Origin of the sequence: Maribacter arenosus (assembly GCF_014610845.1) — a bacterium.
Taxonomy (GTDB): domain Bacteria; phylum Bacteroidota; class Bacteroidia; order Flavobacteriales; family Flavobacteriaceae; genus Maribacter_A; species Maribacter_A arenosus.
Genome location: NZ_JABTCG010000002.1, coordinates 62396 through 87455, shown reverse-complemented (window position 1 = coordinate 87455; position 25060 = coordinate 62396). Strand labels below are relative to the sequence as shown.

Sequence of the window (25060 nt, the reverse complement as noted above, 5' to 3'; positions counted from 1 at the left end):
TTATTTCTTTTTAAGTTCTTGGTCTATGAGTTTTTTCAGATCCTCCAATTCTGTTTTACTCAGATCTGCCTCTTGCGTAAAAAATGAAGCAAATTGTGAGGCACTGTCGTTAAAGAAGTTTTTTATCAGTCCGTTTACATGTTTTGAGAAATAGTCTTTTTTCTTTACTGTTGGATAGTATTCCCTTGAGCGACCCGAACTTTTATAGGCCACGAAACCCTTATCGGTCATTCGTTTTAACAAGGTAGCTATGGTAGTGGGGGCTGGCCTCGGTTCTGGATAAGCATCCAAAAGATCTTTCAGGAAAGCTTTTTGTTGCTTCCATAGGATATTCATAAGTTCCTCTTCGGATTTTGACAGCTGCATATTCCCTGTTTATTGAAATTACTTCTACAAACATAGAATAAAAATTTGTATTCTACAAATGTAGAGCAATGTTTTTGTCTTAACGTACGTTTCTGTCTGGAAATATTATTTAATGTAGTTTTACGCCTTAATTAAAATTATATATGGGTTTATTGCAAGATCTACAATCTCGAAGCGGTTCAAAATGTGAATTGTGCGGAGCAACGGAAAATTTGAAAATATATGAAGTACCCCCTGTTTCGAATGGTGGTGTTGATGGTAGTTTACTTGGATGCGAAATATGCATCGGGCAAATCGAAAATCCGGAAATGACCGATTCCAATCATTGGCGTTGTTTGAATGATAGTATGTGGAGCGAACACCATGCGGTTCAAGTAGTGGCTTGGCGAATGCTTTCACGATTGAAATCCGAGGGATGGCCACAAGCTTTATTGGATATGATGTATTTAGACGATGCGTTATTAACATGGGCCAAGGCAACAGGGGAAGGTGTTGCCGAAGAAGAGCAAATAATCCATCGTGATGTTAACGGGGTAATTTTAGAAAATGGGGATAATGTAGTACTTATCAAAGACCTGAAGGTGAAGGGCACCAGTATGGTGGCCAAGCAAGGGACACGGGTACGTCGAATTTCTTTGGATAGGGAAAATGGTGAATATATAGAAGGAAAAGTTGGGTCACAACAAATAGTGATCATCACAAAGTACGTGAAGAAAATCTAATTTTTGTTAGTTGCCATTCTCTTTAGACCAAACGGTCTTAATGCCAATACATGGTGTTCAAGTTTCTTACTTCACGCTCATTTCCGTAAAGTATTTATAAAAATATGGAATGGTCTCTATGCCTTTGTAATAGAACCAGAGACCAAAATGTTCATTGGGAGAATGAATGGCATTGCTATCCAAGCCAAAACCCATTAATATGGTTTTGCTACCCAGTTCTTTCTCGAAAAGTGAAACAATAGGGATGCTGCCACCACTTCGTTGTGGAATTGGGGTCTTGCCGAAAGTCGTCTCATAGGCTTTGGCCGCAGCTTTATAGGCGATAGTATCTATCGGGGTGACATACCCTTGACCACCATGATGTGGGGTTACTTTTACTTTTACCCCTTTGGGGGCTATATTTTCAAAATGGGAAGTGAAAAGTTCCGTTATCTCTTTCCAATCTTGATGGGGTACCAAACGCATTGATATTTTAGCATATGCCTTACTCGGAATTACGGTTTTGGCACCTTCACCTGTATAGCCGCCCCAAATTCCGTTGACATCCAAGGTTGGTCGAATAGAATTGCGTTCATTGGTGGTATACCCTTTTTCCCCATATACACTTTCAATTTTTAGGGCATTTTGATAGGCTTCAAGATTAAAGGGTGCCTTGGCCATTTCAGCCCGCTCATTGGGCGTCAACTCCGCTACCTTGTCATAAAATCCAGGAATGGTAATATGGTTGTTTTCATCATGCAAAGAGGCGATCATTTTTGACAAAATATTTATAGGATTGGCAACGGCTCCTCCATAGAGTCCAGAGTGCAGATCACGATTCGGACCGGTTACCTCAACTTCAACATAACTCAAGCCTCTTAGTCCAGTCGTAATTGAAGGGTAATCCTTGCTGATCATTCCGGTATCGGATATCAGAATTACATCATTTTTTAATTTCTCTTTATTGTTAGCGACAAAAGTTGCAATATTTACACTGCCTACTTCTTCTTCCCCCTCGATCATAAATTTAACGTTGCAAGGCAATTGGTCCGTATTCACCATAAACTCCAATGCCTTCACATGCATGTACATCTGGCCTTTATCATCACTGGCCCCCCGTGCAAAAATAGCTCCTTCGGGATGTTCTTCCGTTTCCTTGATAATAGGCTCAAAAGGAGGGGAGTCCCACAACTCTAGGGGATCGGGTGGTTGTACATCATAATGGCCATAGACCAGCACCGTGGGTAAATCAGGATTGATTATTTTTTCACCATACACTATGGGATAACCTTCGGTTTCACAGATTTCAACGCTATCACATCCAGCCTCTTTCAATGCTTTTTCTACCATTTCGGCCGTATTGATGACATCTTGTGAAAAAGCCGAATCTGCGCTGATAGATGGTATCTTAAGAAGTTCAATGAGTTCGCTTAAAAATCGGTCTTTGTGTTGGGCTACGTAATCTGAGCTTGTTTGCATGAATTTATCTTTGAAGTCTGTTCAAATTTACGAAAAGAACTTTTTAAAGAGAGTGTATCTAAAATTGAATTTTTGCTTTCTTTTAGTAATTCTGCTATTCATTTCAATTTGTGGCTGTAATAAAAGCTAGGAAGTCAAGAAACCATTTGAAGGGAATGGGAAACTTATTCAGTTCTTCACATCCTTTACACAAAGGAAGTCTAAGTTTTTTTTATTCAATTGGTTGGCCAACGTTCTTTGGCCTCTTCCAATATGGTCGTTGTTGCAGTCGCACCACAACGCGAACAACCCGCCTCGCGAACTGCCAATAGTTGGTCCAAGGTACGAACCCCGCCCGCCGCCTTGATTTTGACTTTTGGCCCTATGGAATTTTTCATCAAGGTTAAATGGGGGATGGTAGCCCCAGTATAAGAATATGTGCCCTCATTATTCTTTACAAATCCGAAACCTGTTGAGGTCTTTACATACTCAACCCCAGTCTGGGTGCATATTTCGCAAAGCTTGACAATATGCTCCTTTTCCCCAATATAATCGGTTTCAAAAATGACCTTGATTACAGCGCCATTCGAATGGGCGGCATCGGTTACCGCCTTAATCTCAGCAGTGATGTATTCCCAATTACCATCCAATGCCTTTCCGATATTGATGACCATATCAATTTCTTCAGCGCCTGTTTTACAGGCCAAAATGGTCTCAAAAACCTTGGTGTCTATGGTAGAATTACCAGACGGGAACCCTATGACGCTACCTATTTTTACATTACTGTCTTTCAGAAGAGACTTGGCATCTTCAACCATGTACGGTTTTACACACACTGAGGCTACCCCATACTTTTTTGCCACTGCACACTCCCTTTCCAAATCTTCTTGACCGTACATAGGATGTAAAATGGAATGATCGATCATCTTGGCTAATTCTTTTAACATATTAGGTATTTTATGGCATTGAAGTAGGTTCAAATTTACGAAAAGAACTTTTTAAAGAGAGTGTATCTAAAATTGAAAATTTGCTTTATATTTGCATCCCGATAATCGCAAATGATTTTCGAACAAATCATGCGGGCGTGGTGGAATTGGTAGACACGCTAGACTTAGGATCTAGTGCCGCAAGGTGTGGGAGTTCGAGTCTCCCCGCCCGTACATTGAAAAAGCTTCTCAAAAATGGGAGGCTTTTTTATTGGAATATTTTTGAACCAACTTGCGAGAGACGAGAAGCCTGTCCTGAGCGAAGTCGAAGGGAGTCTCTCCGCCCGTACATTGAAAAAGCTTCTCAAAAATGGGAGGCTTTTTTATTGGAATATTTTTGAACCAACTTGCGAGAGACGAGAAGCCTGTCCTGAGCGAAGTCGAAGGGAGTCTCTCCGCCCGTACAAAGGGGAAAGCCGACTTTTAGGAGTCGGCTTTTTTAGTTCTGGGTAACACATGGGTAACACAAATGGGCTTTTTTTATTGGACAAACTTTAATTCAGTTGGTGAGAGACGAGAAGCTTGTCCTGAGCGGAGTCGAAGGGAGCCTCCCCGCCCGTACATTCTAAAAAGCTTCTCTTGATCGAGGGGCTTTTTTGTTTGGGTGTTGCGACGAAATAGTCATTCCTTCAATAGTTCTAAATAGAGGCCTGTCGGTCAAGGGATTGGCATCTAGCCAATTTACTTTGTGGTTTATCGAAGTTGAATTTATACGATACTTGCATTAACGTTAACCTTTTTATTATTTGAGCAAAACCAAGCTCAAATTAATCATCATCTTTGTACCAACAAATAGCGAGAGCCGCTATAAAACTTAAAACATGATATTATGAACAATACAGGAAATACATTACTAGCAATCATCGCGGGATCTGCCATCGGAGCGGCCTTGGGAGTCTTATTCGCCCCGGATAAGGGCGAAGTAACCCGAAGAAAAATAGCGGATCAAGCGGCTGCCTCAAAAGAAGCGATAACTAACAATGCCATGGACCTAAAAGATAGAGTAGTTTCAAAAATCTCATCCGAATCCGAGACTCTCGAAACACGAATGGAAGGTATAGTCTCTGACGTAAGTTATAAAACCGAGGATGTTATCACCACATTAGAGCGCAAACTTGCAGAGTTAAAGAATAAGAATAAAAAATTACAGAAAACATCGTAATGGGCATTTTCGAATCTTTAAACCAAACTTCCGACAAAGCCCTTGATCTGGGCGAGTATTATTCCAAAAAGACGTTAGAGTATTACAAACTCAAAGTTTTTCAACAACTTGTGACGAGTTCTGGCATGTTTTGTAAAACAGTCTTGATTGGCGGTTTCCTGTTCTTGGGTTTAATGTTTTTCGCGGTGAGTGGAACACTTGCTTTAGGCCAACTAGTTGGGAACATGATACTTGCGTGTCTCCTTATCGGGGTACTATTACTATTGATAGGAGGGCTGATTTATAAGTTCAGATCGGCAATAGATTCGCTAGTTATAAAGAAATTAGGAAAACAATTTTTTGATTAAATGAGTACATATAAAGATCTTAATGAAATTAATTTAGACCTCAAGAGACTGAACCTTGAAAGGCAAATCGCCTGGGAGGAAATGAAAGGTCTGAATCAAAAGGTCAAACAAGATTTGCACCCTTACAGCTGGATAGATACAGCTTTGTCCGAAGTAAAAAAATATGGGATTATCTATTTGATTCGAAAAGTACTGCGTTAGTAGATCAAATAATTGACCAACAGGGAAAAAAGGATACTTCTTTAAAGAAGTATCCTTTTTTATGCCTTTACAGTGACCAAAGCATTGTTTTGAAACTCACTTGGGCTGATACCGTATTTGTTCTTAAAGATCTTTGAAAAATAACTACGACTGCTGAAACCTATGGAGTAAACAATCTGGGAGATATTTAAATCGGTGGTTCGAATAAGGTCACGGGCCGCTTCTAGTCTGGAATGTCTTATGTACTCCGTGACTGTCCTCGCGTACAGTGACTTAAACCCTTCTTGGAGTTTTGCTTGTGAAAGGCCTGATTCTAAGGCCAATCCTTCCAATGAGTACTCTTTGGACACGTCCTTGATTATATTCTTGGCTAATTTACGAACGATTCTTAACTCTGAATGAAGTAGGCTGGTATTAGGGGATTTATCTTTAATCGTTTTGTCGTGCTGAAGAATATGCAGCGATAATATTTCATAGACCATACCCTCGATCGACATCAAACGTATCATCCCTTTTGTTCTTATTTTCCTTAGTGCCCCTATTTTGTTGGCCAATTTCAAATTGTATGCACCGAAAAACGCAAATTCTTTGTTATGGTCTGTATCTAAGAAAACCTCATATAGTTTTTTGTTCAGCGCATCTAAATTATTCAAACGTTTTTTTAAGAAGTGTTTTCTAGTTATCTGAATCACATTAATTTCCAATTTCTTATTTGCAGGAAAGTAGGCATGATTGTAGCCGCCATCACGACTGGTAATTATTACAGATTGAAACTGCTCCAACGTTTTGATGTCATCTTCCGGTTGATAACCAAATCGGTGGCCACAATGCCCTTCAAGACAATATGTAAAATGTATAGGGTTGAATTCTGATGCATCCATTACTAGACAGATATCATCAAAAAAAGTAATGTCATATTCCAAAAGACTTACGCCCCAATCGAAGGTGATAAAGCGAATAGTACCTTTCGCCAAATCATTGTCCATGGTTAAGGTATGTTCGCCCCATCGTTCTTCTATGGTACCCCTAAGGGCAACACGAAGCTGTTTTACGGTTCCTTCTGTATTTTTAGCATCGATTACTATTTCAGTCATACGGAGTTACCACCTATAGATTAATTTTCACCCTTCAAAGACATTTTGAATTGCATATAAATTTAACAAAATGAGACTAACGATTTAAATAGAGTCAATCGGTTAATATTTCAACAAAGCAATTATATGAAAAATATGGATGATTTCCGGTTTTGAGCAAGTTAAAGAAAAACCCCTATTGCTAGGGGTTCACATTAAATAACGAAATCTAGATGGTTTAGTTGGCCATGTCGAACTCGTCTAAACTAAAAAAATCCTTGTCGGCCGTACTTGCAAAATAGACTCCTTTGCCTATGATATACTCCATGATTTTGCCATCTACATTTACGACAATACCATTATCTGTGGAATCTAATGTAAATGTATCAGCTGCTTGTTTCTCATATTTTAAGAATATAACCGTATTGTTGGCAGGATTGGCAGTGTCTATTATGGTAATTAGCTTTGCCACTTTAGTGGGGGTGCTTACTCTGTCTTGATCCATTTTGTCCATATCTTCAGCCTTAAATTTGGCGTTATAGGCGCGGCTCTCTTGAACCTTTACCGTATAGGGTAATTTTACTCCATCTTTCATGTAATTGAACGTATTCGTAGTTGTGGCGTTCATGACACCCGTCGGTTCGTTTTGCGCCTGGACGTACGTTGAGACAAATAGTAATAGAATACTTGTAATGAGTTTTAGATTTTTCATTTTTTTCATTTTTAGAATTATATAAGTTTTTTAAAATTATCGTGAATGGCTTACTATAGTTTTAGTTCTGTAACAGGCGTTTATCAGCGTTGATGTTTTTAAGATTCAAGTTGCTATTAAATTCGAGGGAACGTATGGGGAATGGGATATTGATGTTGTTCGCTTTAAATTTTTTCTTTATAGCCATTATACCAATACTCTTGGCTTCCAACTTGTTCTTGGCAGCCGTGGCATCGACCCAGAATCGGGTAACGAAATTGATTGAACTATCGCCGAATTCCTTAAAGTATACCTCGATTTCAGTGTTATCGTGTTGTTCATAAACTCCAGAGATAGCTTCTTTTACGAGTTTTGTTACTTCATCCAAATCGGACTCATAACCTACTCCACAATCTACAGCGATTCGCATTTTTTCAGTAATAGAGTAGTTTTTCAATGGATTTTCAATGATGAGCTTATTAGGTATGATGACTAAATTATTATCGAACTCCTTTAAAATCAGACTATTAAGGCTAATATCGACTACTTCGCCAGAATACCCGTTCGTCTCAATCCAATGACCGATTTCTATTTTCTTACGAAAGGAGAGTATGATTCCGGATAAAAGATTCGATAAAGTTCCTTGTAGTGCTAAACCAATGACCAAACCGGAGATTCCTGCACCAGCTAAAAGTGTATTCAAGGTCTTACTTAAATCTAATGCGCCTAAGGCTAAAACTAAGCCTAAGGAGACAACGATTACTGCAGAAACCCTTCCTATCAGTTTTGAAATACTGTCTTGGTCAATACGTTTTGAGGCTAATCGTGCCGTCCATTTATTAACAATACGGGCGCTATAATAAGCGATGACCATTACGATTACGGCCACAAGAAGATTGGGTAGACTATTGATGAATGATGTCAACCACCCTATTAATTTGTCATAGATATCGGTAAAGGACTGTTGTATACTTTCGTTCATTTATTTTGCTTTTATATTTTTATACTTGATTTTTAAACGTAGTTTTCTTCAGTCCAATTTAAGAGGCTTTAATCCTATTGGCTTTCTTAAACAGGTCTTTAGAGTCCCTGCTCCAAGCCTCGAACATCCAACTAGACTTTTCCAACTCGGCTATGTAGCCTCCTATCATATCAATAGTTCCATCATCCCGTGCAGTTTCAGATTTGTTGATTACTCTTTTCATCTGTTGTAAGATGATTTCATGGTCTTTAAGAATATGATCGACCATTTCCGTATCGGAAATCATTGCCGATGATTCCTGTATTTCGGCCATTTTAAGATACTTACTAAACTTACTTACCGGATGATAGCGCAGGGTTAATATACGCTCAGCAGTTTCGTCGATTTTGAGTTTGGCATCATTATATAATTCTTCAAATTTGTTATGCAGTTCAAAGAAGTTTTTTCCTAAGATGTTCCAGTGAAAACTTCTTAGCTTCTGATAGTAAACATTGTATTCTGCCAACAATTGGTTCAATTCAGCTATTACCGGCACTAATTTTTTGTCGTTTATATTTAGATAATCCATGTTGTTGTTTTAAGGTTCATTCAAAACGTGACTTTCACGTTCTTTCCATTACTTCCTAAAATTAAGGGGAAGGCTGAAGTCAGCTTTGCTCATATGCAGTCGATGTTGACACATTTACCGGAATAGTTGTGGAGATGGCTATTTCGAAGGGAATAGAGCTCTATATTGCCAGATTTTTAGTGCATTGTTAATTTTGGGAATCATAGCTTTGCCTTTAATTCCTTTTATAAATTTATGTCGTTTACTGATGTTCGATTCCCCTATTAAATCTACTTAAAGGCCTCACATTCTTTATGAAATGAGTCAAGACTTTGGTTAAACGAACAAACCATTGCTCCTAACTCCCTTTACCTTTGGACCAATAAGTTTAAAAGCTATTTCCTTAGTTTTTCCAATAATATCACTTGAGAAATCAGCTCAAGTATATTTTAAGCAGTGTTTGAGATTCGATTTCCCAATACGATATAATAAAGAGAAAGTATAGAAAGGCTTTAGATGTAAAGCAGTGCGCATCTAAAAACGAAGAGCATTGTTCACTTAAATATTTTATAAAATGAGTACATATTCAAAAACTATTGGAAATAAATTGAACGACCTTTTAGAAAAAACCTATGATGCGGAGAAAGGCTTCGAAAAGGCGGCGGAAAAGACAAAAAATACTTATTTGAAGGGTTTCTTTGAAAGAAAGGCAAAGGAGCGCTATAATTTCGGACATGAATTAAAAGCTGAAATCAAATCTTTCGGACAAGAGGTGGATAAGGGTAATAGTCTTGCCTCAAAAGCACATCGTACTTGGATGGACTTAAAGGCTATGTTCGCTTCTGATAATGAGGAGGCTATGCTGGAAGAGGCTATTCGAGGAGAAAAAGCAGCGGTTGAAGAGTATGAAGAGGTAATAAATCAATCCGTACTTCCGCCCAGCACGGAGTTATTATTGAAAAAGCAGCGGAATGCTATCGAAGTTGGGTTCAACAATATTAAAACGTTGGAAGATATCAGATAATGAAATAGATCATACCATTTAAAAGGAGGCAATATGCCTCCTTTTTTTGTGAAACATAAACAAGTTGCAATAGCCTATTTCTAAAAAAATAAACTGATTTTTCAAGAATTTCCTTCTGTTGATTTCCCTAAAAAGCATATACCGAAATTGATGTACGTCTAATACCGGAAATACCAAAAGAGCAAAATATTATTTCGATTGCATCAAGCTGGGATATCGTTTTTTCCCATCTTTGGTTAGGAGGCGGTTATGACAGCTTGCCTTATTAAAAATATTAACCTTAAAAAAAACAATATGTTACGTTGGACTATCACTTTTATCATTTTAGCAATCATTGCAGGTATTTTCGGATTCGGAGGCATTGCCGCAGGTGCTGCTAGTATCGCAAAAATCTTATTCTTCATTTTTATTGTACTATTTATAATATCCTTGATTACTGGAAGAAAAAGAGTTTAGTACCTATTAAATTTCAAACAGAATAGAATTTTAATAATCGTTAAAAATTTAAACATGAAAAATATCGTATATATGTTGTTACTGACTTTAATGACGATCTTCGCAGCTTCTAGCTGTAGGGAGAAAACAACAAAGGAAAAAATAGAGGATGGCATCGAAGAAGTCGGTGAGGACTTGGAAGAAGGTGTGGAAGAAATCGAAGATGAAATCGATGATGCTACCGACGACAATTAGTAGGGTTAGCCACTATGTAAAGATGTGCGGATGACTTATAGGGTTTATCCGCATTTTTATTCTAAGGGGCAATCGAGTTCAAAGGGTTTACATTTTATTAATGTTCACAGATTAAATCTAAATGGTTATAGTTGAATCGATATGACAATTGACAGTGTATGTAATTGATCGTATTTAATATACTTCATATTTTTTGCACAAACCATTTGTTTACTGTACAACAATACCCCAAGCACCAAGAGGATTTCGATTTGCCTATATTATTCATTAACTTACCCATCAATTTTAAGATTTAGATGGACAATCAGAATAGTCAATTTGCTGAGTATCGAAAGACTTTGCAACAATCGAGTTTTTTTAAAGACTCAAGTGTAGAGGCTATCGATGACCTTTTGGGTTTAATGACTGCCGTACATTGGAAGGTTAAAAGCTATAAAAGTAGCCCTGAAGTGTCCACAACTTTCCACTTCATTGTTTCCGGTAGGATCAAAGTGTTCAAATCCAATCCGGATACGGGTAGGGAACATACGGTTTTTGTATTGTCAGCTGGAGACGTTTTTGATGTACTGTCTTTATTGGATACGAAACCGCATGATGTTTATTGGGAAGCCCTAGACAACTCTGAAATCTTAAAAATACCCATTGATCTAATGCGCAATTGGATCAATGAATATCCGATAGCCCATAAGGCAATATTATACTATTTGGGCAATAGAATGCGGATGCTTATGGATGTTGCCACGGACGTGACCCTGCACAATACATTGGTAAGACTTTCTAGTTTGTTGCTAAAGAACATTAACGGGGAAACGCAAAAACTCGAATTGATCAATAACCTGCCCAACGAGGAAATCGCGGGACTCATCGGTACTACAAGGGCAGTGGTCAGTAGGCACATTCAGGAGCTTAAACGTTGCGGCGCGATTTCGGTTAGTCGCAAACAGATAAACGTCAAGAATTTAGAGATGCTATTGTCTATTGCTGAGGAAAAGTTTATTCCTTAAACCCATATCAGGGACTTCCTTTACCAATCCTCCAATATTCCATGTTCTCTAAACAAATGACTCAATCCATGTGCTACCTAGGTAGCTGTTCTTACAGGCCTAATGACTTAACTTTATAACCTTTAGTTAGGTATTGTCGGCAACGCCCTGGAAGAATTCAACAATAGCGATAAATCCGTTTCATATTTGAACTTAATTAAAGGCCCATCGCTTTACTTCGACCTATGCCGAATTACCAAATGAAATACTAGAATAGTTGCATAAAAACCAAATCGAATATTAACCTTGAAAAGAGAATTCTATTAGATTATGTCAATATCATTAAAGCGTTTGTTCAAATACAAAAAAACCATAGTGAATCCTTTGGTTCAGCGTTCGTTTAATCTGAAATTTCCAAAGGCAACACATATTTTCTGGCAACAAATCGATGTTTTTAAATGGCATGTGAATTTTAGATGGAAAAAGAATAAATGCACGGCTTTGTTCAATAGCGAAGGAGAATGGTTAGAAACAGTCACCTTGGTGTCCTTGGATAAAATCCCGGAACGATTACAACTTACCTTGGATGAAAAAACCAATAAGGAAGAGCTTCGACAAATCTATCATGTTCAGACCCCTGATAGAAGTCTTTATGAGCTGAATTTAAATAATGGTAGATACACATTCAGATTGCTTTACGATCTCTCAGGTGAAATAATAGGGAAATTTATTTTATAATCGGGTTTGTAATAAGCGCTGATTTTGATTTGAAGCGTATAATTAAAGAACGTGATAATTAAAATAATATGGCACGATTTATAAAAAAACAGAAGCATGAGATTGGACTACCCCCTGATGAACTTTTATTCAGAGGCGATAAAAAGTCGGAAGAAGTTACTATTAGGGTAATTGATTTCGATTCTAAGAACTTAGAGGAAAATGCACTTAATGAATTAACGGGAGTTTTAAAGTATCAAGAAAAAAAGACGGTCACATGGCTCAATATAGACGGTCTTCATAATCCCGGGTTAATGCAGGAAATTGCCATGGTCTTTGATTTGGATGATTTAATCATGGCCAATGTCATGAATACGACGGCCAGGCCAACAGTTCATGAATTTGACAACTGTATTTTTATCTCCGTCAAGATGTTGCAATTGAATGAGGATTCCGGAATGATTTCGGTTGAAAACCTCAGTTTAATTTTGACAGAATCGATTTTGATTTCCTTTCAAGAAAAAAAGGGTGATGTATTCGAGCCGATTAGGGAGCGTATCAGAAAAAAGAAGAAAAGAATCCGCAACGGATGGACAGATTATCTGGCTTTTGCGCTCTTGGACATTGTTATAGACAACTACATCTATATCATTAGCGTGCTCGGCGAGAAAATAGAGGTATTGGAAGAACACTTAGGCCAAAACCAACCAGACGCTTCGGTGATAAAAAAAATCAATGCTTATAAAAGGGAATTGAATTTTCTCAGAAGGAATATCAGACCGGCCAAGGAAATGATCTTGGCACTTTCAAAAATGGAATCTGAATTCATTTTCGAGAATACCTATGTACATTACAAGGAGCTGTTGGATAATATGAACCAGGCTATCGATTCATCGGATAGTTATAGGGAAATTTTAACCGACCAGTTAAATCTTTACCATACCACTATAAGTAGTAAGTTGAACGATATCATGAAATTCCTTACGATTTTTTCCGTCATTTTTATTCCATTGACCTTTATCGCGGGTATTTATGGCACCAATTTCGAGGTATTGCCCGAACTTAAGTTTCAATACAGCTATTTCATTATGCTCGCTGTGATGGTGGTGATGGCCACGGCCATGTTGATTTATTTTAAAAAGAAAAAATGGTTTTAGTAAAACGTTGCGAAAAATATGAAATCACCTTTTAAAGTTGTACGGTTGAATTTTATGACCATCAACGAATTGCCCAATTCTTGGACGGATCAAGACTACATTAATATGTTGGGTATTATGGATTATACCGATATATCCGAGCTGTCATCTGACGAGCTGAAAGAAATGTGCTTGATGTCATTGACTGATTATGAACCGGAAGATGCTGCCAAAATTGTATTGGAATACGTTTTTAAAGGTCGATTGACCAAAGGGCAGGTTGAAAACATTTCCAATGAAATAATCGATGAAAAGATGTGGGAAGAATACGCTGATCTTTCTATGCACGAAGATTTCTTTAATGTTAACCAACTACTTTATGTGGCTTTTAATGGGAAATTTCCAAAACCGGAAGCGGTAAAATTTCAAGTGAAGGTAACCACAACACAAAAAGATGAAATGTTGGTCTTTAAGGACTTTCCCGAAGCACCCTTGATCCGTTTACTGGTAGCGGGTATGCCTCAGAACACCTTGATCTATAGATTGTTCGAAGAGCAAGTGGATGGGGTAGGGTTTAAGGATGCCAAAGATATTATTTGGCAGCTAAAAATCGAGAAAAACGGTGATAATGAAATGTTATTTGATATTATTTCATCTTCTTATTGGTTTCAGGATTTCAAATATGTTGGGGCTTATGAAGCCAGTACCCATGCCGATGAGGTACCCTAAAATTAATGATTAACACCACAGCTTGGATTTATGGGGGATTTGGTTATTTGATGAATTTTGAAGTCAAAGTATTTACGAAAAGAATATTGCCGATAGTATCATATCCCTCAAATAGCTCTATCGCCTTTTCCGATTTCATCATACTGCCATGAAACCCGATCAGTGTAAGGTCCGCATCTGCAGAATACTCATTTATCAAGTCTTTTCTTTTAATTCCCTCTTCTATAGGGAGCACGCTTATATTATTCGCGGAAATTGGTAATCGCCCACTCGTGGTTAGTTCTGTTAAATACTCTTGTTCGCGTTTTAAATCCTTTTCATGGAATGTTGCGAATATTTTTATCTCACCATTTTTCCAGTCCGGATGTCCTAAGATAATATAGGAAAGTAGAATCATTAAACTGGCATTCTCATAATCTTCCCTTCGAATCCATATATGAATATATTTCTTATACCCAAATCCTTTATCAGAACTCGCCAAGATGCATAAATCATATTCTGCAACTTTTAACAAACTATAGTTTTCTATGATAGCTCCCAACCATTCCCGATCTCCTTTTTTAAACTCAAATAGCATTGTATTATTGGGCTGCCCCGAGATTCCAGGTTGCTGTATGGCTTGGGCAATGGCGCCAGTATTCGAGGGGGATATGATAGTTTCCAAAAAAACGTTTGATTTACTTGCAGAAGCTATTTTTATTAGCTTCTTCAATTTTTTTTCAGCGTTGACCTTTGTTTCGTTGGATAAATATCCCTGCACAAAATGTATATAGGTACCAAAACCATAACGATACGATATCCATTTCATAATTTCCAAAGCACTGTACCTATCAAAACTTTCCTTTGATAAACATATCACTGCAGGACGCCAGTATTCTTCGGCTGTTTCCTTTTCCGATTTTTGAAGGAATACCTGCATTTTTCTACTGAATTGATACATCACACCTTGGAATATTTTGGCCATACCCTTTTTATTATCACCTCTATAAGTAATATAGAAGTATAACAAGACCATGACCAAGATGGCAGCCATGGCATACACCGTATTTATTTTGAACATCAAGTAGATGCACATGATAGCCCCGAAAAGCGATAAATACCATTTAGACTTGAACGAAGGCCTATAAGAAGGATCTGCTGCAAAGTGTTGCATAAAGGAAATTAGGCACAATGAGCCATAGGTAACCATAAAGAACATCGAAATAATTTCGGCCACCGCGTTTACATCTCCCATAAGTACAAAAATCAATGCAATAACACTGGTGAGAATCGTGGCGTTTCTCGGTTCATTATTGACTTTGGTTCCCTTGGCCACCCAAAAATTGATAAATCTGTTTGGGAATACCTTATCGCCTCCAATAGCTTGCAAAGTTCTTGGCGCGACCATAAATGAACCCAATGCCGATGAAATGGTGGCGGCAGCCAAACCGATAGGAATTATTGGCCCCCATAACGCGATCTGGCCCATAATTAGCTGATTATTGACCAAATCCGCTGGGCTTGCCGATGAGGCTAACTTATAAGCGATAAATACATAGATGATCATTCCTACAATGGTTGCAGATAGCGTACCAATGGGAATTGACCTTTTGGGATCCCTTAAGTCCCCTGATAATCCTACACCAGCGGTCATCCCCGTAAAAGCGGGGAAGATTATGGCAAAAACATAAAAAAACCCTTTGTCCGTAGTTATATTTTTAAATAGCAGTGTGCTGTCAAAAGTTTCGGAATAGGAGGTGGAACCCATAAAAAAAAGGACCAATGATATGGCAAGAATCGTAACTACTACATACAAAGCTTTCATTCCCAAATTAGCCCCTTTGGTCACCATTAACCAAATCAATATTAAAAGTGCGGGTATACTGAACAAACGGTTATCATATAATTCATAACCGAATTCCGATGCAACCCAAGGCTTAATGGCTTCGAAGGCTTCTGCGAATGCAATAATATAAAATGCCACGCTTATGGCCTGTGAAAGATATAATGTAATACCTATAGCTGCCCCAATATTGACTCCAAAAGAACGGGAAATGATAAAATACTCCCCTCCTCCCTCAACTTTTTGGTTGGTAGCGATCTCAGCCAAGGCCATGGCAGTAGAAAAGGTTACCATATGGCCAATAAGTATTATAAGCAAAGTCCCGGTAAAACCTACTGAACCAACGGCAAAACCGAAACGCAGGAACATTACAGCACCCAAAATGGTTGAAATAGCCGTTAAAAATACAGGCAGTGTGCCAAAATTCGATTTTGTAGAAGCAAGTGTGTCGGACATATGTCTGTTTTCTAAATGGTATCGTATAGGTTTCTAATCTTCAGATGAACGTCATGGGTTGTGCAAAATAAGCCAATCTGAAGTAACAAAGTATTATGTACTCATTCCGCTATATTTTTTTCAACTGTTTTTTTAAATCGTTTTATTTTTTCAATTCTTTGAAATGCTATTAATCGCTCTGTTAAGGTTATCCAAAATGGGCTGATTATTAAGGTAAGTGATATTAAACTTATCATAAACTTGTAGGTGTAATCTTCTATAATACCCAAGTTAAAGGCAGAAAAACCTAATAAAAAGCTCAATTCACCTATTTGTGCCAAGAACGCCCCTCCCAAAACAGCTTCTCTCCAAGGAGAGGAAAATATGCGTAAAATTAACGAATTGATCAGGTGGTTTGTCACGTACACCGAAAAGATGACCGCAGATATTGCCGCAGCGTTCTGATAAACAAAATCAAAATCAAGTTGTAGGCCTACGCTAACAAAAAAGAGGGCAACAAACAATACCCTGAACGAATCCAGGGTATCATAGATCCATTTCGTTGCTTTTGAGGCATGCATTAACAGACCACCAACAAATGCACCAAGTGCCGCTGAGAGACCAAAAAATGAAGAAATCAATGCCCCACCGAAACAGAAGAATATGGCGAGGAACACCTGAAGTTCATGATCATTCTCTATGTTTTTGGAAAATGGGAGTACGATGTTTTTTTTCTGGTAGATATACATGAGTACAATTATTATCACAATACCTCCAACTAACATTAGAAGAAGATTTCCTAAAGGTTCTTCCTTACCTCCCAGCAATGATGTTATGATCAATAGAGGAACTATGATGATATCCTGCATTAATAGAATACTCAGAACGTTTTTGCCAATTCTTGTATTGACCAAATTTTTATCTGCAAGAAGTTTTATGATGACAGCAGAACTACTCAGGGCGATAATAAAGCCTATAATGATGGATCGCTTAAATTGCCAATCGAAAAAAAATCCAATGCCCAATAGAATAAGCACACTTGCCCCAACTTGTAAAAATGTACCTACAGCCGCCACTTTCCACTGTTTTATAAATTCTGGAAGGCTTATCTCCATGCCTATGAAAAATAGTAATAGAATGATGCCGATTTCCCCAAGATGGTTGATTGTGGCAGTGTCCTCGATAAATCCCAAGCCATCTTTGCCTAACAAGGCCCCAACCAAAATATAACCGATAATATAAGGTTGTTTAAGTCTTTTAAGAAACAAACCCACTAATATTATCAATATGGCCAAAATGGATAAAAATGCAATTGTAGGATCAAGACTTATGCTAAGAATCTTCATTTAAAGGTAATATTAGGAGTAAAAAGGTGTTTGTGCCCTGGTTTATTTTAAGGATGCCAATTCATTTTCTATCAAAAATTATTTGGCGATTAGCTATATGTAAATTAAGCCTTAATTGCATGTGAAGCAAATTATGTATTTACTTCTTTTAGTACATTTATAAAGAGGATAAAAACCATATTTTTTATTATTGGGACAGTATATACTTCATATGGTATTGCTTCTTTGATAGACGAACTACATCAAAAAAAAAATACTAGGTAGAAATCTTTTAAGTACGTCTGTGGCATAGAACTATCACATTGAACTATCACATTGAACTTATGTTTAATACCTTCTCCTTCTATAATTTAATGGATTTCTTGTTTCATGGCCAAATAGTCAACTTTCAACGTATATTAGTAGAAAAATAATGTTGGACAAAACACCTACATTTGGCAGTAAACTTCGAAAGAATATTGTCACCGTGCCTACAGTCATAGATCAATGCTCGGGCATAAGGGTTTTTGGGCAAGTTTTAAAATCGTTCCTTTTTTCTACCGATGTTGCCATTATTAGAAATACCAATGCCAATGCGATTATTGCAGTATATCCCTTTACGCCTCAACCCTTGATTTCACAATCTTTGATTCTTGCCGCGGACAAACCAATTTTTTGTGGTATTGGTGGGGGCATAACCACAGGAGATCGTTCTATAGAGCTTGCAATTCACGCCGAATTTCAGGGGGCGTTGGGTGTTGTACTCAATAAGCCTAGCCCGAATGAACTGATTTCAAGATTAAAAGACAAAATCGATATTCCTGTTGTCGTTACCGTAGTTTCCGATAAAGATGATTTTGAAGGTAGAATTAAGGCCGGAATCGATATTTTCAATGTCTCTGGGGCAGAAAATACACCTAATATCGTTAAACTCATTAGGGATATAGACTCTAATGTAGCAATTCTTGCCACAGGAGGTAAAACTGAAGAAACCATTATGAAGTGTATCGAAGCGGGAGCGAATGCAATTTCATATACACCTCCTAGTACAGGTGAACTTTTTAAGGTGATAATGGACAAGTATCGGAGTGAATAAAGTTGGCCCATAAGCCAAAGATATCCACTTAAAGTGATTATGTCTTAAGATTCTGGATGATAGTAATTTTCCAGAATCGAGTCCATTTTATAATTCCCCTGCTCTATCAAAATCGCCAGTTCCCTAACCTTTCTGTCTATAAATGGCATAAGGGGTTGGTTTACCTTTGAAAAATGTTGAAAGGAATCCAATAACTGTTTGTCCCAAATTTTATGATATTTCAATAAATCATCAGGGTATACCGTTTTTCTTTTTGTTCCTTCTTCCATTGCCTCAAAAGGCGCATCAATATTCAAGTACCCATAATCATCTGTTAATTGTTCACCGATTTGAATATCCCTAACAGCTAGCTCAAAATTATAGGCCGTAGTCAAACAATTTGCGTTGAAGCTGTGGTTCACGAATCGGGCGTTGTCCCAACACAAGACCAGATTACCACGATTGTTACGATAGGCGTAAGTATCCAGGATTGATTTATACTCGATACCCATATTGGCATACTCCTCTTTGGTAATCTCACGGTCAAAGTTGTCAAGTGCCCATGTTATGGTACCCTTTGGGATAAAGGCTTTTGCGACCACCCCATAGCCGATTTGGTCGTTTATAAATTGTATTTCGGTATCTGGATGGATCATTTTGTTATTGGTAAATTGCGATAAAAGTATATCATAGTCCGTTTGTCCACTGCTACTCAGGTAGCAGTTGTTAAGAATTGTATAGACTATTTTTGCTCTTTTGTGTATTTTTTTTGGGTTTTGAAATCCATTTGGTAAGAAGATCAAGAGTATCTTTAACAAGAAAAATATATACTTGACTAAAATTCTATAATGACAATTAAGAAACTTTATTATTTTCAATTTCTTTTATTCTCGGTTTTCTCCGTACTTCAGGTTGCTGCTCAGATTACAGTGGATAAAGAGAAAATTTCAAAGCAGATTACGGCTTACAAAAATGACATTCGGGGGCCTTATAAAGATATACGTTGGTTCTGTACCGATGGAAGTATAAGACAACCAAAAGATCCTTGTCCTGATGACATTGGGCCCGGGGTACAACACGCCCGATATAAGGACGAGGTAGTCGCCTTGGCCAAAGAGAACCATATTTATTTAGGTCAGATTCTCGCCTACACCGATAAAAAAGATTTTTGGGATGCGGAAAACAACCACTCCCGACTAAAACAGTATCAACTCGATAAATACCTCCGGACTATTGATAATGGTTGGATTCTGCAAAAAGGGCAATTTTATAGAGGTGCCGTACAATCCGAAGATGAAGAGGCTTGGGGCATTGACTTTTACAATTGGCTCCTAAAAGATGACAAAAACCTAATTCAGAAGTATTTCTTGATACGCCAGTCGTTAAAGGATCTCCCACATAACGGTGATGATAATCTTGCGCAGGCCATGCGGAGTCAATCTAAGGTCATTTCGGATATTTTTCCTGCTTTTATGGATCTTCGCGTAAAAATCCACGGGCAACCAGAGGTTGGGGATATCGACAAAGTTGTGGATTTCAAAAAGAAGAACACCGCTAAACTCACTGCGCCGATCAACAAGCAGCTAGATGGCTTATTGGCGACTATGAAAGCATACTATAAGCCCGTCGATATAGCTTCTTTTGAAGCCAGAACGGCATTATTGAAAAATTCCTCAATTGGGGAGGCCATTCAAAAATATGCGACAGCCAATAGTAGCGAAGTTGCTCCCGAAACACTCATTCCCGCTACGGCAGAATTAGTGTTGAAGATCCGGGAGGCATTGCTTACGGTAAAAGACCCCGCTGCCAGATTGCAACTGTTGGATATTTCGCTGAAGATGGAAGAAATCATTTTCAAAAACGCACCACAATGGGAAACACCTACGGTCAAAGAATTGCTGACCAAAATCTGTTATTTGGGCATGGCCACCACTGGTGCTGGATATCTTGAGCTCTGGGAATGGGAAGAAATTCAAGGGGTATTGAACGCGTATGACACGGATAAATTAACTTTGGAAGAACTGACGAACGTTCTTGAAACCGCAAGGGGACAAGTTGAGTGGAGTGCCAGTATGGTTAAAGCGAACTATCAGGAAGTGGTCAACCTATATACGGGTTTCGAACCCAAAGCCTATGGTTTTATTGATGACAAGATAAGGGGATCTATTGCCCTTTATTTAGGTAAAAGTGTTGGGGAACTTGGAGATTTTATTGCAAAAGAATCTTCGTTGAGCAATAAGGTACTCGATATTCAGAATCAAAGCGCTGTACGCGGGTTGAATCCCGGCTATGCGTTTGGAGAATTGGTGGTTATCGGGGGGTCACCCGATGATATTGAGGTGTCATCCGATAAAATTTATGTTTTTCAACATCCACCCTCGGATTTGAAACCGATTGCAGGTATCGCTACGGTAGCAGAGGGCAATATGGTTTCCCATGTACAATTGTTGGCCCGTAATTTAGGAATACCCAATGCCGCACTCTCCGATGAAAACTTGCAAAACTTACAAAAATACAATGGGGAAAGGGTATTTTATGCCGTGTCAAACAAGGGCAATGTCATTTTAAAACTGGAGTCGACCATGACGGCCGACGAACGGGCCTTATTTGCAAAAAAGGTACGAAAAGAGGAGAAGATCGCCGTGCCGATAGAAAGCATACGTTTAGATGAGGCTAGTATCCTAAATCTTCGCAATGTTGATGCAAGTGATTCAGGAAAACTATGTGGTCCAAAGGCTGCCAATCTGGGACAGTTGAAAAAAATGTTCCCTGATAATGTTGTTGAAGGTTTGGTCATTCCCTTTGGAATTTTCAGAAACCACATGGATCAATCCATGCCTGGCCAAACGGTTTCCTACTGGACCTTTTTGAACGATATGTTTGCCGAGGCCGAAAAGATGCGTGCGCAATCCATATCTGAAAATGAAGTTGAAAACTATCAATTGCGTCAATTGGAAACCTTACGTGAAGCCATTAAAAAAATGCCGCTGCAACCCACATTTATCACTGCACTTGAAAAGGGATTCAACGATGTTCTGGGAAGAAGTATAGGGGAAATTCCTGTTTTTCTTAGGAGCGATACCAATATGGAGGATTTAAAGGATTTTACTGGTGCAGGACTCAACCTTACTATTTTCAATGCCGTTGAAAAAGATAAGATCATAGCAGGAATTAAGGACGTATGGGCATCGCCCTATACCGAACGTAGTTTTAAATGGCGTCAAAAATACCTGTTGAATCCCGAGAATGTATTCCCTTCAATTCTGGTCATTCCAAGTGTTGACGTTGACTATTCTGGGGTCTTGATTACCAAAGGCATAAGCTCTGGTGATGAAAAAGACCTGACTATAGCCTTTAGTCGGGGCGCAGGAGGTGCAGTTGACGGACAGTCTGCTGAATCTTATCTGATCCGTAATGAAGGGGGTCATCAACTTTTGGCGCCCGCTAGGGAGCCTTACCAAAATACATTGCCCACTACGGGGGGAACCGGGAAGAAATTGGCTACTTTTGAAACCGCCGTTCTCAACGGACAAAATATTCAAGAGATTAGAACTTTGGCCAAAACCATTCGAAAAACACTCTCGAAGGACACAAAATCGGATTATGAAGGGGCTTATGATGTAGAACTTGGTTTTAAGGACAATAAATTGTGGTTGTTTCAAATACGCCCATTTGTAGAAAATAAGAAAGCGCTAAGTTCAGGTTATTTAGAATCCATCACCCCGAAAATCAATAAGAAAAAGGAAATAGTACTTACCACAAATTTATAAGATGATTAATAGCATAGAAAACATTGAGCTCCAATTTTTAACCATTGATGACTATCAACAACTAAAAACAGCTATGATCGAGGCATATTCAACCATGCCCAACTCCTACTGGGGGGAAGAAACCATAGAAGCCCTAATCAAGAAATTCCCTGAAGGGCAGGTGGTGATCAAGGTTAATGGACAATTGGCAGGTTGCGCTTTATCGATAATTGTAGATTATGATGAGTTCGATAGACCACATACTTATAATGAGGTAACTGGCAACTATACGTTTGATACCCATATGCCCGATGGCGATGTGTTATATGGTATTGATGTCTTTATCAAATCGGAATTTCGTGGATTGCGCTTGGGAAGAAGGCTTTATGATTACCGTAAGGAATTTTGTGAACGCCAGAATTTGAGGGGAATCATTTTTGGAGGTAGAATTCCCAATTATCACAAATATTCTGATACATGCACCCCAAAAGAATATCTAGAGAGGGTTAAAAGAAAGGAAATCCATGACCCGGTCCTAAATTTTCAGATGTCGAACGATTTTCATCCTTCAAAAATAATGAAGGGATATTTAGAAGGGGATGAAGCATCAAACGAATATGCGGTGTTGTTGGAATGGGATAATATCTATTACCAAAAGAAACCGAAAAAGGCGGCTGTTAAAAAAACAATCGTACGTCTAGGTTTGATCCAATGGCAGATGCGGCCCTATAAAAATCTTGATGAATTAATGCAACAAGCTGAGTATTTTTTGGACGCTGTATCGGGTTATCGTTCCGATTTTGCATTATTCCCCGAATTTTTCAATGCCCCATTGATGGCAGAAAACAACCATCTAAAAGAATCGGAAGCCATACGCGAGCTCTCAAAACATACGGCTGCAATTGTCCAAAAGTTTTCAGAGTTGGCTATTTCTTATAATATAAATATCATCACAGGTAGCATGCCAGAAATCAAGGACGACCTGTTGTACAATGTAGGTTATCTCTGTAGACGGGACGGTACCATGGAACGATACGTGAAATTACACGTAACCCCCGATGAAGCAAAAGTCTGGGGCATGCAAGGCGGTACCGAAATAAAGACTTTTGATACCGACTGCGGTAGAATTGGGATACTCATTTGTTATGATTCCGAATTTCCTGAATTGAGCCGACTTTTGGCCGATGAAGGTATGGATATTTTATTCGTGCCCTTTTTAACCGATACGCAAAACGGATATTCTAGGGTACGGCATTGCTCACAGGCAAGGGCCATAGAGAACGAGTGTTATGTGGCCATCGCAGGGAGTGTTGGTAATTTGCCAAAGGTGCATAATATGGATATACAATTTGCACAATCGATGGTGTTTACCCCATGTGATTTCCCTTTTCCCGTAAACGGAATCAAGGCTGAAGCCACAACAAACACCGAAATGATATTGATTGCTGATGTCGATGTTGCCCTATTGCGCGAACTGAACCAATTTGGTAGTGTTAGAAATCTAAAGGATAGAAGAAAAGACCTTTTTGAACTTAAAAAAAAGGTAATAGATAAATCATAAAGTAACAAGGACATTTTTAAGATTAACCTATATGAGTAAACCTATTTTATTTACTATCTGCATACTACTTTGTTTTTCGTTTGCCACTATTTCATTTTATCCCATAGATGGGTACGAATATACAGGGATCAAACGTTTGAAACGATTGGAACTGATTAAAAATGGGGAGATTAAGGACGCTGCCAAAATTCCGGAAGGGGCGATGAAATCATGGAGTGAGATTCAATTGAACCTTAATGGTCGCGAAGCTGATAGTGTGGGCGCTTTCTTGATTCCTGATGAAGATTTTCAAAAAGAAATAGGCACTCTATTCAGGGGTTTGGACAAAAGTTATTCGTTGACCGTGCTTGATATTTCGAATCCGTATAGTGTTCGGTATGCAAGTAGAAATGAGACGGCCGGATATCAACCCGGAAGCGTTGGCAAATTGGCCGTTTTAAACGGACTGTTCACCCAGCTGGCCAAAATCTATCCAGATTCTTGGGAGAAACGTACCGAATTATTACGCAATAAATCGGTAAAAGCGGGAGTGTGGGGTCTGACTGATGAACATACCATTCCCATCTACAATATCGAAAAGAATACTTTGGTTAAAAGACAGGTCATAGCAAGTGACGTTTTTTCCCTTTATGAATGGACCGACCATATGCTTTCGGTCAGTAACAACGGGGCTGCGAGCATTGTGTGGCGTGAAGTATTACTGATGGCCGCTTTTGGACAAAATTATCCAGAACTTACAGAAGAACAAGCCTTGGAGTACTTTAAAACAACGCCAAGAAAAGAGTTGACCGATTTAGGGAACGATGTGGTAAACCTACCCTTACGGGATTTGGGTATTTCAGCGGACGAGTGGCGTTTGGGCAGTTTCTTTACCAGAGGAGCTAACACCTATGTGGGCGATAAAGGAGGAAGCATTGGAACGCCAGTTGGACTTATGAAATTCCTGATTCAATTGGAACAAGGCAATGTGGTTGATGAGCAATCAAGTCTTGAAATGAAACGATTGATGTACATGACCGATCGACGGATACGTTATGCCCAATCACCGGCTCTTAAAGAAGCTGCGGTCTATTTTAAGTCGGGAAGTCTTTACAAATGTGATCGTTCAAAGGGCGAAGCCTGTGGTAAGTATATGGGCAATGTCACAAATTTCATGAACTCCGTGATTATAGTGGAACATCCAGATAATTGTAAATACATAGTCGTGTTGATGACCAATGTATTGCGCAAAAATTCAGCAAGCGACCATATGTATCTTGCTGGAAATATCGATAAAATAATTCGAAAGTAAAGGCTTGTT

The 25060-nt window shown here is 38.5% G+C and carries 24 protein-coding genes and 1 tRNA gene; 15 read left to right on the top strand and 10 right to left on the bottom strand.

What is annotated here, in order from left to right:
- The gene (locus tag HPE63_RS05390) at positions 1-366 is read right to left on the bottom strand and encodes a BlaI/MecI/CopY family transcriptional regulator (protein ID WP_188313239.1); all 366 of its coding nucleotides are present in this window, start codon (positions 364-366) and stop codon (positions 1-3) included.
- Between the two features lie 143 nt (positions 367-509).
- Here HPE63_RS05390 and HPE63_RS05385 point away from each other — a divergent pair, with 143 nt between their 5' ends.
- Positions 510-1088: a PhnA domain-containing protein gene (locus tag HPE63_RS05385; protein ID WP_188313238.1), complete on the top strand. Its 579-nt coding sequence runs from the start codon at positions 510-512 to the stop codon at positions 1086-1088.
- A 66-nt stretch (positions 1089-1154) separates the two neighbouring features.
- Here the strand turns inward: HPE63_RS05385 and HPE63_RS05380 are convergent, their stop codons facing one another.
- Entirely contained in the window at positions 1155-2546 is a 1392-nt protein-coding gene (locus HPE63_RS05380; protein ID WP_188313237.1) for a dipeptidase, read from the bottom strand.
- 215 nt (positions 2547-2761) lie between these two features.
- Complete coding sequence (gene deoC, locus HPE63_RS05375; RefSeq protein ID WP_188313236.1) at positions 2762-3472, bottom strand: deoxyribose-phosphate aldolase; 711 nt, start codon at positions 3470-3472, stop codon at positions 2762-2764.
- A 131-nt stretch (positions 3473-3603) separates the two neighbouring features.
- Here deoC and HPE63_RS05370 point away from each other — a divergent pair.
- The 3 genes from HPE63_RS05370 (at position 3604) to HPE63_RS05360 (ending at position 5221) form a co-directional block, all read left to right on the top strand.
- Positions 3604-3685 (top strand) — tRNA-Leu (locus tag HPE63_RS05370).
- Between the two features lie 655 nt (positions 3686-4340).
- Positions 4341-4673, top strand: coding sequence for a YtxH domain-containing protein (locus tag HPE63_RS05365; RefSeq protein ID WP_188313235.1), 333 nt, complete (start codon positions 4341-4343; stop codon positions 4671-4673).
- Between the two features lie 347 nt (positions 4674-5020).
- On the top strand, positions 5021-5221 hold the full coding sequence (locus HPE63_RS05360; protein WP_188313234.1) for a hypothetical protein: 201 nt from the start codon (positions 5021-5023) through the stop codon (positions 5219-5221).
- Between the two features lie 59 nt (positions 5222-5280).
- Here the strand turns inward: HPE63_RS05360 and HPE63_RS05355 are convergent, their stop codons facing one another.
- The 4 genes from HPE63_RS05355 to HPE63_RS05340 all read right to left on the bottom strand — a co-directional run bounded on the left by HPE63_RS05355 (position 5281) and on the right by HPE63_RS05340 (position 8535).
- The gene (locus tag HPE63_RS05355; protein ID WP_188313233.1) at positions 5281-6315 is read right to left on the bottom strand and encodes a helix-turn-helix transcriptional regulator; all 1035 of its coding nucleotides are present in this window, start codon (positions 6313-6315) and stop codon (positions 5281-5283) included.
- Between the two features lie 217 nt (positions 6316-6532).
- Positions 6533-7006, bottom strand: coding sequence for a hypothetical protein (locus tag HPE63_RS05350; RefSeq protein ID WP_188313232.1), 474 nt, complete (start codon positions 7004-7006; stop codon positions 6533-6535).
- A gap of 61 nt (positions 7007-7067) precedes the next feature.
- Entirely contained in the window at positions 7068-7967 is a 900-nt protein-coding gene (locus tag HPE63_RS05345; RefSeq protein ID WP_188313231.1) for a mechanosensitive ion channel family protein, read from the bottom strand.
- Between the two features lie 58 nt (positions 7968-8025).
- The gene (locus tag HPE63_RS05340) at positions 8026-8535 is read right to left on the bottom strand and encodes a Dps family protein (RefSeq protein WP_188313230.1); all 510 of its coding nucleotides are present in this window, start codon (positions 8533-8535) and stop codon (positions 8026-8028) included.
- A 553-nt stretch (positions 8536-9088) separates the two neighbouring features.
- On the opposite strand from HPE63_RS05340, the gene HPE63_RS05335 reads away from it, so the two are divergent.
- The 7 genes from HPE63_RS05335 to HPE63_RS05305 all read left to right on the top strand — a co-directional run bounded on the left by HPE63_RS05335 (position 9089) and on the right by HPE63_RS05305 (position 13793).
- A complete protein-coding gene (locus HPE63_RS05335) occupies positions 9089-9538 on the top strand; it encodes a ferritin-like domain-containing protein (protein WP_188313229.1) in 450 nt (149 codons plus the stop codon).
- A 294-nt stretch (positions 9539-9832) separates the two neighbouring features.
- Positions 9833-9994, top strand: coding sequence for a DUF1328 family protein (locus HPE63_RS05330; RefSeq protein WP_188313228.1), 162 nt, complete (start codon positions 9833-9835; stop codon positions 9992-9994).
- 54 nt (positions 9995-10048) lie between these two features.
- Entirely contained in the window at positions 10049-10228 is a 180-nt protein-coding gene (locus HPE63_RS05325) for a hypothetical protein (RefSeq protein ID WP_188313227.1), read from the top strand.
- A 296-nt stretch (positions 10229-10524) separates the two neighbouring features.
- Positions 10525-11232: a Crp/Fnr family transcriptional regulator gene (locus HPE63_RS05320; protein WP_188313226.1), complete on the top strand. Its 708-nt coding sequence runs from the start codon at positions 10525-10527 to the stop codon at positions 11230-11232.
- A gap of 309 nt (positions 11233-11541) precedes the next feature.
- Positions 11542-11949, top strand: coding sequence for a PepSY-like domain-containing protein (locus HPE63_RS05315; RefSeq protein WP_188313225.1), 408 nt, complete (start codon positions 11542-11544; stop codon positions 11947-11949).
- Between the two features lie 68 nt (positions 11950-12017).
- On the top strand, positions 12018-13085 hold the full coding sequence (corA, locus tag HPE63_RS05310; protein WP_188313224.1) for a magnesium/cobalt transporter CorA: 1068 nt from the start codon (positions 12018-12020) through the stop codon (positions 13083-13085).
- Positions 13086-13103: 18 nt separating this feature from the next.
- Entirely contained in the window at positions 13104-13793 is a 690-nt protein-coding gene (locus HPE63_RS05305) for a hypothetical protein (RefSeq protein WP_188313223.1), read from the top strand.
- 43 nt (positions 13794-13836) lie between these two features.
- Here HPE63_RS05305 and HPE63_RS05300 read toward each other — a convergent pair whose 3' ends face one another.
- Together HPE63_RS05300 and HPE63_RS05295 are read right to left on the bottom strand one after the other, a co-directional pair.
- Positions 13837-16071 carry an APC family permease gene (locus HPE63_RS05300; protein ID WP_188313222.1) on the bottom strand — a complete coding sequence of 745 codons (2235 nt, stop codon included), beginning with the start codon at positions 16069-16071 and terminating at the stop codon, positions 13837-13839.
- Between the two features lie 101 nt (positions 16072-16172).
- Entirely contained in the window at positions 16173-17396 is a 1224-nt protein-coding gene (locus tag HPE63_RS05295) for a cation:proton antiporter (protein ID WP_188313221.1), read from the bottom strand.
- A 412-nt stretch (positions 17397-17808) separates the two neighbouring features.
- Here HPE63_RS05295 and HPE63_RS05290 point away from each other — a divergent pair, with 412 nt between their 5' ends.
- Positions 17809-18471, top strand: a complete 663-nt coding sequence (locus HPE63_RS05290; RefSeq protein ID WP_188313220.1) for a beta/alpha barrel domain-containing protein — start codon at positions 17809-17811, stop codon at positions 18469-18471.
- 44 nt (positions 18472-18515) lie between these two features.
- On the opposite strand, the gene HPE63_RS05285 is transcribed toward HPE63_RS05290, so the two are convergent.
- Entirely contained in the window at positions 18516-19268 is a 753-nt protein-coding gene (locus HPE63_RS05285; RefSeq protein WP_223198060.1) for an SET domain-containing protein, read from the bottom strand.
- Positions 19269-19298: 30 nt separating this feature from the next.
- Between HPE63_RS05285 and HPE63_RS05280 the strand changes: the two genes are divergently transcribed.
- The 3 genes from HPE63_RS05280 to HPE63_RS05270 are packed head-to-tail and all read left to right on the top strand — an operon-like array spanning position 19299 to position 25051.
- Entirely contained in the window at positions 19299-22220 is a 2922-nt protein-coding gene (locus tag HPE63_RS05280) for a PEP/pyruvate-binding domain-containing protein (protein ID WP_188313219.1), read from the top strand.
- Between the two features lies 1 nt (position 22221).
- Entirely contained in the window at positions 22222-23760 is a 1539-nt protein-coding gene (locus HPE63_RS05275; protein ID WP_188313218.1) for a carbon-nitrogen hydrolase family protein, read from the top strand.
- 31 nt (positions 23761-23791) lie between these two features.
- On the top strand, positions 23792-25051 hold the full coding sequence (locus HPE63_RS05270; RefSeq protein WP_188313217.1) for a serine hydrolase: 1260 nt from the start codon (positions 23792-23794) through the stop codon (positions 25049-25051).
- The last annotated feature ends 9 nt before the right edge of the window (positions 25052-25060 follow it).

Coding starts and splice junctions, on each gene's coding strand:
- HPE63_RS05390 (WP_188313239.1), bottom strand. CDS start 366: ATGCAGCTGTCAAAATCCGAAGAGGAACTTATGAATATCCTATGGAAG.
- HPE63_RS05385 (WP_188313238.1), top strand. CDS start 510: ATGGGTTTATTGCAAGATCTACAATCTCGAAGCGGTTCAAAATGTGAA.
- HPE63_RS05380 (WP_188313237.1), bottom strand. CDS start 2,546: ATGCAAACAAGCTCAGATTACGTAGCCCAACACAAAGACCGATTTTTA.
- deoC (WP_188313236.1), bottom strand. CDS start 3,472: ATGTTAAAAGAATTAGCCAAGATGATCGATCATTCCATTTTACATCCT.
- HPE63_RS05365 (WP_188313235.1), top strand. CDS start 4,341: ATGAACAATACAGGAAATACATTACTAGCAATCATCGCGGGATCTGCC.
- HPE63_RS05360 (WP_188313234.1), top strand. CDS start 5,021: ATGAGTACATATAAAGATCTTAATGAAATTAATTTAGACCTCAAGAGA.
- HPE63_RS05355 (WP_188313233.1), bottom strand. CDS start 6,315: ATGACTGAAATAGTAATCGATGCTAAAAATACAGAAGGAACCGTAAAA.
- HPE63_RS05350 (WP_188313232.1), bottom strand. CDS start 7,006: ATGAAAAATCTAAAACTCATTACAAGTATTCTATTACTATTTGTCTCA.
- HPE63_RS05345 (WP_188313231.1), bottom strand. CDS start 7,967: ATGAACGAAAGTATACAACAGTCCTTTACCGATATCTATGACAAATTA.
- HPE63_RS05340 (WP_188313230.1), bottom strand. CDS start 8,535: ATGGATTATCTAAATATAAACGACAAAAAATTAGTGCCGGTAATAGCT.
- HPE63_RS05335 (WP_188313229.1), top strand. CDS start 9,089: ATGAGTACATATTCAAAAACTATTGGAAATAAATTGAACGACCTTTTA.
- HPE63_RS05330 (WP_188313228.1), top strand. CDS start 9,833: ATGTTACGTTGGACTATCACTTTTATCATTTTAGCAATCATTGCAGGT.
- HPE63_RS05325 (WP_188313227.1), top strand. CDS start 10,049: ATGAAAAATATCGTATATATGTTGTTACTGACTTTAATGACGATCTTC.
- HPE63_RS05320 (WP_188313226.1), top strand. CDS start 10,525: ATGGACAATCAGAATAGTCAATTTGCTGAGTATCGAAAGACTTTGCAA.
- HPE63_RS05315 (WP_188313225.1), top strand. CDS start 11,542: ATGTCAATATCATTAAAGCGTTTGTTCAAATACAAAAAAACCATAGTG.
- corA (WP_188313224.1), top strand. CDS start 12,018: ATGGCACGATTTATAAAAAAACAGAAGCATGAGATTGGACTACCCCCT.
- HPE63_RS05305 (WP_188313223.1), top strand. CDS start 13,104: ATGAAATCACCTTTTAAAGTTGTACGGTTGAATTTTATGACCATCAAC.
- HPE63_RS05300 (WP_188313222.1), bottom strand. CDS start 16,071: ATGTCCGACACACTTGCTTCTACAAAATCGAATTTTGGCACACTGCCT.
- HPE63_RS05295 (WP_188313221.1), bottom strand. CDS start 17,396: ATGAAGATTCTTAGCATAAGTCTTGATCCTACAATTGCATTTTTATCC.
- HPE63_RS05290 (WP_188313220.1), top strand. CDS start 17,809: ATGTTGGACAAAACACCTACATTTGGCAGTAAACTTCGAAAGAATATT.
- HPE63_RS05280 (WP_188313219.1), top strand. CDS start 19,299: ATGACAATTAAGAAACTTTATTATTTTCAATTTCTTTTATTCTCGGTT.
- HPE63_RS05275 (WP_188313218.1), top strand. CDS start 22,222: ATGATTAATAGCATAGAAAACATTGAGCTCCAATTTTTAACCATTGAT.
- HPE63_RS05270 (WP_188313217.1), top strand. CDS start 23,792: ATGAGTAAACCTATTTTATTTACTATCTGCATACTACTTTGTTTTTCG.